The 12,721-nt window shown below is 45.3% G+C and carries 10 protein-coding genes; 3 read left to right on the plus strand and 7 right to left on the minus strand.

Annotated elements, in window-relative coordinates:
* Positions 1–38 precede the first annotated feature (38 nt).
* The 6 genes from FZD51_RS20600 to FZD51_RS20625 all read right to left on the minus strand — a co-directional run bounded on the left by FZD51_RS20600 (position 39) and on the right by FZD51_RS20625 (position 8,051).
* Entirely contained in the window at positions 39–1,028 is a 990-nt protein-coding gene (locus tag FZD51_RS20600; RefSeq protein WP_148976475.1) for a PstS family phosphate ABC transporter substrate-binding protein, read from the minus strand.
* A gap of 367 nt (positions 1,029–1,395) precedes the next feature.
* The gene (locus tag FZD51_RS20605) at positions 1,396–3,564 is read right to left on the minus strand and encodes a peptidoglycan D,D-transpeptidase FtsI family protein (protein WP_148976476.1); all 2,169 of its coding nucleotides are present in this window, start codon (positions 3,562–3,564) and stop codon (positions 1,396–1,398) included.
* A gap of 146 nt (positions 3,565–3,710) precedes the next feature.
* Positions 3,711–4,928 (minus strand): MFS transporter, encoded by a 1,218-nt coding sequence (locus FZD51_RS20610; protein ID WP_148976477.1) that lies wholly within the window; start codon positions 4,926–4,928, stop codon positions 3,711–3,713.
* 129 nt (positions 4,929–5,057) lie between these two features.
* Positions 5,058–5,666, minus strand: a complete 609-nt coding sequence (locus tag FZD51_RS20615; RefSeq protein WP_148976478.1) for a superoxide dismutase — start codon at positions 5,664–5,666, stop codon at positions 5,058–5,060.
* 184 nt (positions 5,667–5,850) lie between these two features.
* Positions 5,851–6,333, minus strand: a complete 483-nt coding sequence (locus FZD51_RS20620) for a DUF456 domain-containing protein (protein WP_148976479.1) — start codon at positions 6,331–6,333, stop codon at positions 5,851–5,853.
* Between the two features lie 83 nt (positions 6,334–6,416).
* Entirely contained in the window at positions 6,417–8,051 is a 1,635-nt protein-coding gene (locus tag FZD51_RS20625; protein ID WP_148976480.1) for a Na/Pi cotransporter family protein, read from the minus strand.
* A 225-nt stretch (positions 8,052–8,276) separates the two neighbouring features.
* Between FZD51_RS20625 and FZD51_RS20630 the strand changes: the two genes are divergently transcribed.
* Positions 8,277–9,050 (plus strand): DUF1189 domain-containing protein, encoded by a 774-nt coding sequence (locus FZD51_RS20630; RefSeq protein ID WP_148976481.1) that lies wholly within the window; start codon positions 8,277–8,279, stop codon positions 9,048–9,050.
* Between the two features lie 91 nt (positions 9,051–9,141).
* Here the strand turns inward: FZD51_RS20630 and FZD51_RS20635 are convergent, their stop codons facing one another.
* A complete protein-coding gene (locus tag FZD51_RS20635) occupies positions 9,142–10,902 on the minus strand; it encodes a methyl-accepting chemotaxis protein (RefSeq protein WP_148976482.1) in 1,761 nt (586 codons plus the stop codon).
* A 172-nt stretch (positions 10,903–11,074) separates the two neighbouring features.
* Between FZD51_RS20635 and FZD51_RS20640 the strand changes: the two genes are divergently transcribed.
* On the plus strand, positions 11,075–11,413 hold the full coding sequence (locus FZD51_RS20640) for a hypothetical protein (RefSeq protein WP_148976483.1): 339 nt from the start codon (positions 11,075–11,077) through the stop codon (positions 11,411–11,413).
* A 150-nt stretch (positions 11,414–11,563) separates the two neighbouring features.
* Entirely contained in the window at positions 11,564–12,679 is a 1,116-nt protein-coding gene (gene ispG / locus FZD51_RS20645; RefSeq protein ID WP_022544197.1) for a flavodoxin-dependent (E)-4-hydroxy-3-methylbut-2-enyl-diphosphate synthase, read from the plus strand.
* The last annotated feature ends 42 nt before the right edge of the window (positions 12,680–12,721 follow it).

Here is a 12,721-nt window from a genome sequence, read left to right on the forward strand (position 1 = left end):
CACAGGTGACGCGCTTCCCATCATAAAATTGTTAAATATTATTTAAGGCCTTCTAATGTTGTCATTGCCTCATCATATTCTTCATCCGTCAGCTTTACATAGCCTACATCTTCAGAAAGGACACCGGCATTTTCAATCGTATATTTTACAAACTCATAAACTTCTTCATTTTTAAGTGATTCATTTTTCACATAAGTGAAGAGCGGCCTTGACAATGGTGCATATTCTCCGCTTTCTACTGTTTCATTGTTCGGTTCAACAGGGCCGTTTCCGCCGTCGATCGGTACAACTTTCAGGCTGTCTTTGTTTTCAGCATAATAAGCATAGCCGAAATAGCCGATTGCGTTCTTGTCTCCTGTAACACCTTGTACCAGTACGTTGTCATCTTCAGAAAGTGTTGCTTTTTCAACGATAGGCGCTTCTTCAAGGATGACTTCATCGAAGTAGTCATATGTGCCGGAATCTGTACCTGGTGAATAGAATTTGATTTCCTCTTCAGGCCAGCCTTCACGGATATCGGACCATTTTTTCACTGATCCATCTTCAACCCACATTTTCTTCAGTTCTTCAACAGTCAGGTGGTCTACCCAGTCGTTGTCTTTGCTTACTACAACAGAGAGGCCGTCATTCGCAAGTTTGAATTCTGTGTATTCAATCCCTTTGCTTTCCAGCTCTGCTGCTTCTTCTTCTTTAATCGGACGGGATGCGTTGCTCAAATCTGTGTCGCCGGCGATGAATGCCTTAAAGCCTCCGCCAGTACCTGATGACGCAACAGAAACTTTTACTCCAGGCTGTTCCATTCCGAACTCTTCAACGACAGCTTCCATGATTGGATATACAGTAGAAGAACCATCGATATTAATTTCGCCTTGAAGCTGCTTATCTTCATCACTTGCTTGCTCTGTGCTGTTGCCTCCGTCTGTTTGGGAACCATTTGTTGTTCCTTCTTCAGAGTTGCCGCAAGCTGCTGTGAATGCTAGCACTGCCCCGATCATTGCTGATAGTGCCAAGTACTTAAAGCTTTTCATTTCTTTATTCCCCCTAAGAGATTTGGTTGTTTTGTCCTACGAGTATTAGAATAAGGCTTTTCTATTAATCTGGTTTTAACTAAATGTAAAGCTTTTGTAAATGAGGTCTCCTTTTGTATTAAAATGTCGGATTGGAGGGAATGAAGATAAATTTGAACATAGAAAAGCCTGTCCCCGGAGGAGACAGGCTTAAACTTACACTTATAATGAAAGATTTATACAGCTGCTGATTTATGTTCCAGGGGCTTGGCTTTCCGCGGGGTCTCAAAAATTCCGCTACCTTCCCAGGACGCTGAATCTGCTTCTTCAAATTGCCTCGCACGAGAAACATGCATGCATTTTATGGTGAGTCTGCGTGCCTAATTTATTACAGTCCAGCTTCTTCACGTTCAGCTTCCTGGCCTTCTTTTACATCTTCAATATTCTCCACTTTTTGAACTGCTTCTTCTTTATCTTTATTTTCTTCTGCACGCTTCTTCTTTAAATCGAAATAGGCATCCAGAACACGCTCGCCGATTTTTTTATTGGCTCCATGATCGACGCTTCCCTGGTAGGCCCATGGCACCAGAACAGCCATAGCCACCTCAGGATTGTCTGAAGGTGCATAGCTAACAAGGCTCAGGTTCATGGTTTCAGGCGGCTCCTTGCCGAAATCCTTCCTTCTTGGCCCATCGTAGAAGGCCTCCGCAGTCCCCGTTTTCCCTGCCGGCTTATAAGTTTTACCTTTTCCGCCAAAGCTTCCGTATGCTGTACCGCCCGGCTCCTGCATGACCCTCCTGAAGCCTTCCTGGACGCGTTTGATCCAGTTTTCTTCTATATCAAGCCTGTTCAGGACCTTCGGCTTGATTTCCTCGAGAATCGGACCGAGTTCACTATTGTCCATCAGAGGCTCACGGATTTCCTTGACGATATGCGGCTCCATCCGGTTGCCCCCGTTGGCGATGGTGGAAACATACTGGGCAAGCTGCATATTTGAATAGGTGTCATATTGCCCGATTGCAAGGTCAAGCATAAAACCGGGCTTGTCGCTCATCCCCTTGAATCCGGTCTGCTCATTCGGCAGGTCGATTCCTGTCCTTACCCCCAGGCCGAACTGCGCGAACGAATCCCGGATCGTATCAAACCCTTCCTCATTGAGCGGAAGCGGCCTGTCCGGCTTATAGACGCCGTCCCCGATCCTGATGGCTGTCTGGAACATATAGACGTTGGAGGAATATTTCAGCGCATTGATATCATCAAGCGGCCCAAAGTTCTTCCATGATTTTTTGATGGGAGTGCCTTTGATTCGCAGAGGCCCGTCGAAGATGACTGACCCCGGCTGGATGACTCCTTCTTTATAGCCGGTAAGGATGGTGGCTCCTTTTACAGCTGATCCGACATTATAGGTTGTCGTAATATTTCCCAGGGCATCATCCTGCATCTCGCCATCAGCGATTTTCTTGCCGGCCATCGTCAGGATTTCCCCGGTCATCGGATCCATCAGGACGGTATATGCACGATCAAGAAGTGCGGTTCCAGGGGAACGCTTGGCGGCCCTGAGCTCTTCTTCAAGTATCTTTTCCACTTCCTTCTGAAGTTCCATATCGATGCTCAGGACGAGGTCCTTGCCCCTTTGCCCTTCGCTGATCGTCTCAGTCTTCAGAAGGCTGCCGCCTTTGTCGGTTATATTTTTAACCTTTGCTTTCTGGCCATGAAGGACATCCTCATATTGCAATTCGATATAGCTTTTCCCGACCCTGTCATTGCGGCTGTAATCACGTGCCAGGTAATAATCCACCTTTTCCGCAGGCAGGCCTTCATCTGATTTCGAGATCCTTCCCAGCACCGATTGCAGCGTGCTGCCAAAAGCATAATATCTTTCCCAGTCGGTTGTCGTGTCCACGCCTGGAAGGAATTGAAGATTTTCACTGACAACCGCAAATTCTTCATTGGTGACATCTTTATTTTTCACGATTTGCGGAGTCAATGCATATCCGCTTGTGAAATCCCTGTAGATCGCAAGGATTTCTAGATCTTTATCTGTAAGGGAACTCAGCTCTTCCTCTGTGATGCGATCCAATTTCAGATCATATACTTTTTTATTGAACTCTTTATCATCTTCATATTTTTCCTTTAGGGCATCAAGCTCTTTTTGTGTTACTTTTGCATCTGCCTTTTCCTGGTTCTTTATGATCCAGTAGTCTTTCTTATCCCTCTCCTGGACTTTTTCTGTATCCTTCTGAATCAGGCCGGCGAGATTTTCCGCTACCTTAAGCATTTCCTCCTGGCTTGCGCCTTTATTTGTGTAAGTGATGGCATTTTGCGGCGTATTGTCCACGATTACCTTGCCGGTGCTGTCGAACATCTTGCCCCGCGGAACAGGGTTATTGACAGTCACGTCCTCCGTCCTCTCAATTTCCCTTTTGTAGTCATCCCCATACACAATCTGAACAACGCCAAGGCGAAGGATCAGCATGGAAAACAGCAAAAATACAGCAAAGAACAGCATGTTCAGCCTCATAGGCACATGGTTCTTCTTTTTTCTCTTTTTATTCAAAACAGCAGCACACTTCTTTCCTCATGAATTGTCTTCTTATATTGTAAAAGAAAGTAGAAAATATTTCTATAAACAGCCTGCTGGTTTTAACAGGAAATAATTAGCTTTCGGCACACAAAAAGAGGAGGGGCAGGCTCCCTCCCCTCCTATGCAGGCTTGATTTGAATTTTACGGTAGAAAAAGTAAATCACTGAATGGCCTGCCCCCACGAACAGCAACAGAATGGGGATACTCTTTTCCTCGCTGAAAAAAGTTACTGCACCGAGGAAGCAGAGAATGGATACAACCCTGCCCATATTCAGAAATACTTCCCTGACGACAATATACTCAATCCTCATCTCAGCTGCGCGCCAGCCTGTTCCGATAACATCATAGGTCATGGAAACATAGGGAACAAGCAGCAGGGGATAAGCTATGGCAATCGAAGCCGCATACATGAGCAGCCTTGCGTACGTAACATCAATGATGATAAAAAAGATGCTGGCATATAGAATCAGTCCGCCAGCCAGGATCGATTTTTTGCGGTATTTCTTTTTTATGAGCCTTGATGCAAGATAATACGCTACAAAGGCAATGCCCGAATTGATCAGCCCGAATGTCCCGAGGGCCATTTCACTGCCTGTCGATATAAAAACGAAGACAGAGATGACAAACACGAAGGTCCCTTCACGAAGCCCCTGAAAAAAGTGTGCATTGGTGACAAGCTTCCAATTGGGGTTATTATTTCGTTCTTTAAAGATGCGGACAAACCAATAGGCCCCTTCTGCAGGACGGCGCTTCAGGAAAAAGCTTAAAAAGACAGCAAGTGAGAACAGGACCAGAGAAAGTCCAAAAACAATCGAATAGCCTGTGAATTTTTCCAGCCTGGAAATGATGAAGCCGGCTGAAATGGGTCCGATCATCCCTCCGACAGAAGAAAGGATTCCAAGAAATCCGTTAAAAAAATCCCGCGTATCCGGCTCAGTGATCTCAAAGGTAAGTACATTAAACGCCAGCCAATAGAAACCATAGCCCATACCAAGCAGCGCTCCAAGGAGCAGCAGGAATTGGGATGCCTTTGTGCCGATGATCAGGACAGTCAAATAAAAAAGAGCCAGGCATATGACGCCGATCCGGAGGACAATGACCCTGTCGATCTTCTTTGCCCACCTTCCTGCAAGTATAAAGGTAAGCGGCTGAATGACGACAATCGATAAATTATACAATCCCAGATCCTTGAATTCCCCTGATTGCTTCCATAAATAAATATTTACAAAAGTGTTTGAAAGAGCAACACTCAGAGAATAAAGCCCCCCGATTAATAGCAGCAGGGTCAGGTCTTTATTCAGCTCAATATTTCCGATCAGCTTATTCAATTTGCTCATTTTATAAAAACTCCCCTTTGTTTCTAAGGGTAGTCTTCTACAACGGGGACTTGCTTATTCATCCCTGGACGCTTTGATTGCATGCAAAAAGGCAGCAGACGAATCTGCTGCCTCTCCTGGATGGAAAGATTATTTTGCTGAGCTGTAGCGCTTAGACACTTCTTCCCAGTTAACTGCATTAAAGAAGTTATTGATATATTCCGGACGGCGGTTTTGATACTTGAGGTAGTATGCATGCTCCCAAACATCAAGGCCAAGGATAGGCGTTTTGCCTTCCATCAATGGAGAGTCCTGGTTTGGAGTGCTTGTTACTTCAAGCTCGCCGTTGTTGACTACGAGCCATGCCCAGCCAGAGCCAAAGCGTGTTGTTGCAGCTTTTGCGAACTCTTCTTTGAAGTTTTCGAAGTTGCCGAATTTGCTGCTGATGGCGTCTTGAAGCTCGCCAGTCGGCTCGCCGCCGCCATTTGGAGAAAGGATCTGCCAGAATAAAGAGTGGTTGGCATGTCCTCCGCCATTGTTTCTTACTGCTGTGCGGACTGATTCAGGAACAGCATCAAGATTTGAAACGACTTCCTCAACTGTTTTTGAAAGAAGCTCTTCATTGCCTTCCAATGCATTGTTAAGGTTTGTTACATATGTGTTATGGTGCTTCGTGTGGTGGATGTTCATTGTTTCTTTGTCAATGTTTGGCTCCAGCGCATCGTAAGCATAAGGTAATTGCGGTAATTCAAATGCCATAATAAATTCCTCCCTATGTATCATTATTTAGCTTCCGAACGGCATCTATTCCATTTTTCAGAAAATAGAATCGTTCTAAAAGTCTTTAATATTAGATTACCAAACTTGGGTAATCCTTTCAAACAAAATGCTTTGCCTGACAGATATACAATACCCTCTCTCCTCCCTTTTATGCGTGCAGCGGTCATAAAACGAGAAAAAGGAAGTACACGATCATGACTGTCTGGATGAAACCCTTTGCCGCAATGCTGCTGACAAAGCCGACAACCGATCCCATCCCGATTTTTGCAGCTTCCTTGATGTCCTTCTTATGGACGATCATTTCAGCAGCGATGGCGCCAATGAAGGGGCCGATCAGTATCCCTAAAACCGGGATGACAAAAGGGCCGGCCAGGATGCCGATCGTGCTTCCCCATATCCCCGCCTTTGAACCTCCGTATTTCCTGATGCCAATCATATTGGCCGCATAATCGGCGCCGAACAGAAGAAGGACGAACATTCCCTGGACGAGCCAGAACAGCCACCCGAAGGGCTCAAAAGAATAGGACAGCCCATATACAACAAATCCTCCGATGATGAAAAGGACGCTTGGGATGATGGGCAGAAAGAGGCCAATAAAAGCTATCGCAAATAAAATAATGATAATCGTCCAGTATACATATTCCATAAGACCAGCACCTTCGTTTTTATATTTTTCTTTCCACTCTGAAAAAGGAAAAAGCAAGAGGTTTCCCTCTTGCTTACTATACACTAATTGTCTTCTCCTAAAACAGCCTCTGCGATGTTCACAGCATGATCACCGATACGCTCCAGATTGCTGATAATGTCTACATAAACAATTCCCGCCTGCCCGGTGCATGTCCCTTCATTCATCCTGATGATATGCTGCTTCCTCAGCTTTCTTTCCATCTTGTCAATTTCCTCTTCTTTTTTGACAACATGCCTTGCAGCTTCCTTATCATTATGGTCAAGCGATTCAAGGGATTCCTTTACCGTTGAAATCGTCAAAGCGAACATATCTTCAAGGTCATTCATCGCTGATTCAGTGATTTTTACTTTATTGGCCTGCTGATATTCAATCAGTTCAATGATGTTTTCAAAGTGGTCGCCGATCCGTTCGATATCCCTTACTGTATCCATTAGCACTGTATGTTCTTCAGACTCATTTTCAGAAAGTGAGCTTGTTGATAGATTAATCAGATAATCTGTAATCTTGCGGTCAAGATTATTGATGGCTTCTTCAAGCTGGTAGGTACTGTCTGAATGCTTTTTCAGCTTTGTTTTTAAGAACAGGTTTGTTTCTTCAAGGCCTTTAACCGCAAATGATCCCATCCTGAGCACTTCTTCTTTCGCCTGGCCAAGGGCAATTGAAGGAGATTGTTCTATAAATACCGGATCAAGATGCTTAGCTTTATAGTCAACAACCGAATCCTCGCCCGGAATCAGCTTTGTGACTATGAAGGCAAGTGCTGCTACAAACGGAAGCTGAATCAATGTGTTGGACGCATTGAAGATCCCGTGTGCAAACGCAATCGTCATTTCCGGATTGAGACCCAGCGTATCCTGTATAGCGGAAATCAGCAGATTGAACGGATGAAGCAGTATCAGGAAAATGGTTGTACCGATCAGATTGAAAAGGACGTGTACAGCTGCCGCTCTCCTCGCTGCGACAGAAGCCCCAATGGCTGCCAGCACGGCAGTAATGGTTGTCCCGATATTATCCCCGAAGAGGACCGGCAAAGCTGCATCAAGATTGATCAGATTCTCAGAGAATAAGCCCTGCAGAATCCCGATTGTCGCACTCGAGCTTTGGACGATGACCGTGAACAATGTACCGACCACTACACCAAGGATCGGGTTGGAGCTCATATTGACTGTTAGATCGTGGAATGCCTCAAGCCCCCTGAGCGGCTTCATTCCCCCGCTCATCAGTTCAAGTCCATAAAATAATGCCCCGAATCCAAAAACGATCTGGCCGACATTATGTACTTTTTTATTTTTAAAGAAGAATAGCATGATCGAGCCCAATGCAATGATTGGAAGTGCATATTCCCCAACATCAATACCAATGATGAACGCCGTTACCGTCGTTCCGATATTTGCACCCATGATGACGCCGATTGCCTGGCGCAGGGTCATGAAGCCGGCACTGACAAGACCGACAGTGATGACTGTTGTAGCAGAGCTGCTCTGGATAAGGATCGTGACAATGATCCCCGCGAGAACACCCATGACCGGATTGGTAGTAAACTTGTCCAATATATCCCTAAGTTTATCACCGGCCGACTTTTGAAGGCCGTCGCCCATGAATTTAATACCGTATAAGAAAATACCAAGGCCGCCCAAAAATTCAAAAAGCATTTGCTGGATGTTTAGTTCCACCATTTTTCAACCCCTATAACTTTTTAGATTCGACATTAATCTACAAACCCCACATCATTATGTATGATGGGTAAATAAAAAGTAAAGATTCCTTCAGCCAAATTTACAATACCTTAACATTTAAGCCTAATGTTACATTTGTGTTACAAATCTGTTTATGGATCATACTTGTACATATAGGGCTCTGCGGCTAAAATAAATGGTGAATCTTTTTAAGGGTGTGTCAAAATGAATGTATTTAAACAGTTTTTTAAAAGTCTTTATTCCCCAAGGGATATAGCAGCCTTCCGTTTTCAGGGAATCGGGAAGACAATTCTCTATGTTTTCCTCCTTACCCTCCTGTCTGTCCTGCCAACCATCTTTTATTTCAGCACGGCCATCATGTCAGGAGCAGATGCTGCCCGTGAGAGCCTGGCAGAGGATATCCCTGACTTTACGATTGAGAACGGGGAGCTGAATTCCGATCAAAAAGCTCCGATCATCATCAATAAAAACAGCTTTACCATTGTATTTGACTCAACAGGCACCGCCAACGAAGAAGAGCTGGCCGATTCCGATATGGCCCTCGCTATGCTTAAAGATGAATTTATGTTTGTTGCCGGCGGGCAGGTGCAGACGTATTCTTATTCAATGGCTGGCGATCTGACTTTGACGAAGGAAGACGCAGTATCCTTCCTGGATTCCATTGATTCAGTCCTGGTCATTTTCATCATTATTATGGCTTTGGTCATTTACCTGTTCAGCACCGCGGTTAAATTCATTGAGGTTTCCGTGCTGGCGCTGATCGGCCTCCTTCTCCGCAGCATTGCCGGCCGCCGCCTGCAATACAGGCACTTATGGCGGATGGCCGCATACAGTGTCACGCTGCCGACTGTCTTCTTTGCGGTCATGGGCGCTTTGCAGACAAATGTGCCAAGCGGCTTCATGATCAACTGGTTTGTGTCCATCATCATCCTGATGCTGGCAATAAAGGAAGTGCCTGTGCCAAAAAGCAAGCAATAAGCGTCAGTAATCAAGCTGTATTCTCAGCCGGATTACCCTTCCAATTTGCATATGAAAAAGGCGGACCATTCGGGCCGCCTTTTTTCATTCATTAATATTTAAACAATGATATGGTCTCCGCAAGCGACCCGGAAAGGGAGATAAGGCTCTCACCCGCATCATGGCTTTTTTTAGTCTTGGCTGCCTGCTCATCGGAAGCTGAAATCATTTGTTCTGCACTCGCAAGTGTTTCCTGGGACACGGACGTAAATCCTTCTGCTGTGGCCTCGGCTTCAGGCAATATCCCATTCAGGACGGCCAGTCCCTTCTCGGACTCTTTAATCATCATGCTCACAGATGAAATTTCCCGCATGAGTACATCAAATGTGTTCCTGCTTTTCTCCGCTGCCTCCAGATGAATCTCAAAGTTTTCCTGCATCCCCTGGAAGCCATCTGAAGCTTTTGCAGAAATACTCTCCATCTCTGCTATTGTTCCTGTTATATTTTCAGCTGCTTTTGAAGACTGCTCTGCCAGCTTCCTTACTTCATCAGCCACAACCGCGAAGCCTTTGCCTGATTCCCCTGCCCTTGCTGCCTCTATGGCCGCATTCAGGGCCAGAAGCTTTGTCTGCCCGGCAATATCCTGGATCAGCGTGACGACCTGTGCAATCTTATCTGAATAATCCCTTACCTCCTGTACAGAGGCAGAAACTGCTTTAAACTCCTTCTCATAATTTCTCACAGTATGAACAAGTTCCCTGATGCTATCTTCACCCTCTGATGCGGATGTATTCATTGAACTTGCGCTGGCAGTCATACTTCCCATCATCCGAGAGATGCTTTCAATTGAATTTTTCATTTCCTGAAATAGCTGTATGCTTTTCTCTGAACTTCCTGCGGTTTCTTCTGCCCCGGCCCTTACCATGCGGATGGCTTCATAAAGGTGTTCCTGCTCTTCCAGAACCAGGCCGGAAATTTCCTGCAGATCAGCGCCTGTCCATGTCAAATCCCTGGATGTATCCGAAATGCGGATGATCAGCTCCCTCATCTGGCCCATCATGCTATGAAAACTTTTTATCAGAGATGTAATCTCCGGGATTGTGGTTCGTGATTCTGCTTTTATGTCAAGGTTCCCCTTCCTGGCCAGCTTCATAACATCCCTTAACGTATTAAGCGGGCCTGTGATGCTTCGGACCAGCAGCAAGATGAGGAGGGCAGCTGCCACTATACTGGCAATTGCCGCAATAAGTATGTATGAAGCCATATCATAAACATTGTGCAGGTATTGCTCTTGCGGGATGGCTATTAAAAATACCCCATTAAGTTCCTGGACATTGTGATAGGAAAGAGTATATTCCTGTCCATTCAAATTTTCATGGGCAATCCCGGTTTTTGTTTCCTGGATGCCGGCCAAAAGATTCTCCGGAAACTTCAATGAAGATTTTTTGCTGACATCAAAAGCTTCCGCCTTTCCTTCCGAAATCAGAAAATATTCACCGTGCAGCCCATCTTTGGCCAGCTCCGCTTCCTGTCCCTTCAGCACCTGGTTCACCTTTTTGCTGAATTCATCTTCTTTTCCCACGTAAATGAACATCAAGTTCTGTGCAAGCTGGTAAAAGGTTTTTGTTTCTCTTTCCAGCCTTTGCTCCATAAGCTCTATAGCTGTATCTTTTGACTTTTCATAAGAGATATAGGCAACTGCTGAAATGGCCGCAATAAGCAGCCCCAAAGTCAGGAACAGAAGCCTGAACTGCAGCGGCATCCTTGCCATGAGATTCTTCCCGATCATACTTAACTTCATATTCTGCAATGGCTTGGCAAAACGTTTGCCAGCCTTTTTGAGTTTGATGAAATACTGTGATGTTTTTGCCAAAATACATCTCTCCCCCTCTATATACCTTCAATTATAGAGAGGGATTGTTAAGCTTTTGTAAAAAAGCAGTAATATTTTCCTAAATCATTATTCGTATGCACAGCTTGTTCTATCCTTGAATGTACAGGCATACATTCAGTATAAAAATACTGCGGACCGGAGGCTGTGCCCAATGAAACGGATTGCTTCGCTGCTGATTGCTGTTCTTGCCATATATATTATATTCTATGATCTGAGCCGCGGGACCCTTCCTGCCCCTGACCAAGCCCCTGCCCTTGAAGCCTCTTCCATTGTGGAGCCGGATGAAGATGCTTTGGCCTATTTTGAACAGAAGGCAGTTCCCGGGGAAACTGTCCTGACTATTGTCGAGAGGCATCTCGACAGCTCAGTCCCTGTTTCCATCTCCCAGGTAGCAGCTGATTTTGAAAAGCTTAACAGCGGAGTGAAGGCCGGGAAGATTCAGGCGGGCAAAATTTATAAATTTCCGGATTACGCAAAAACTAGCAATTGAAAAGATAAATGCCAGAACCATCATTCTTGTCAATTCAGCAGGTTCATTGATACAATAGGATATAGTTTGACAGCGGCAGGACTTTGCAATGCGCTGCTGAAAATTCATTTTATATTGTTCCAATTCCATATTTAAAGGAGCGAATCACCATTGAGTGAAATTATACATCGTACCAAAACCCGCCCGGTCAAAGTAGGCAACCTGACCATCGGCGGCAATAATGAACTTGTAATCCAAAGCATGACGACCACTAAGACGCATGATGTGGAAGCTACTGTTGCTGAAATTAAACGGCTTGAAGAAGCAGGCTGCCAAGTGGTCCGGGTGGCGTGCCCTGACGAAAGAGCGGCAAATGCGATCGCTGAAATAAAGAAAAGGATCAATATCCCCCTTGTTGTGGATATCCATTTTGATTATAAACTGGCTCTTAAGGCTATCGAGGGCGGAGCTGACAAAATCAGGATCAATCCCGGTAATATCGGCCGCCGTGAAAAAGTGGAAGCAGTTGTCAAAGCTGCAAAGGAAAAAGGGATCCCGATCCGGATCGGTGTAAATGCCGGTTCACTGGAAAAGCGGATCATCGAGAAATACGGCTATCCGACTGCCGATGGTATGGTGGAAAGCGCCCTTCATCATATTAAAATCCTTGAAGACCTTGATTTCCATGACATCATTGTTTCCATGAAGGCTTCTGACGTCAACCTGGCCATCGAGGCTTATGAAAAAGCAGCCATGGCGTTTGATTACCCGCTTCACCTTGGAATTACAGAATCAGGGACATTGTTTGCCGGCACAGTGAAAAGCGCTGCAGGCCTTGGTGCCATATTAAGCAAAGGCATCGGAAATACTTTAAGGATTTCCTTGAGTGCCGACCCTGTCGAGGAAGTAAAAGTCGCCAGGGAACTTTTGAAGTCATTCGGACTTTCATCCAATGCTGCTACACTCATTTCCTGCCCGACCTGCGGCCGGATCGAGATCGATTTGATCAGCATTGCCAATGAAGTGGAAGAATATATCCAGAAGATCAAAGCACCTATAAAAGTAGCTGTGCTGGGCTGTGCTGTAAACGGCCCCGGAGAAGCCCGTGAAGCAGATATCGGCATCGCCGGCGCCCGCGGGGAAGGCCTATTGTTCCGTAAAGGGAAAATAGTCCGCAAAGTCCCTGAAGATACAATGGTCGAAGAATTAAAAATCGAGATCGATAAAATAGCTGAAGAATACTATGCAAAACAAGAAGCTGAAAAGCAGCTTCAAATGAATGATTAAGCGGCTTGCCGCCCCTTAAGATGAAGCAAATAAAAGACCGGC

Origin of the sequence: Bacillus infantis, from assembly GCF_008180445.1 — a bacterium.
GTDB classification, from domain to species: Bacteria; Bacillota; Bacilli; order Bacillales; family Cytobacillaceae; genus Bacillus_AB; species Bacillus_AB infantis_B.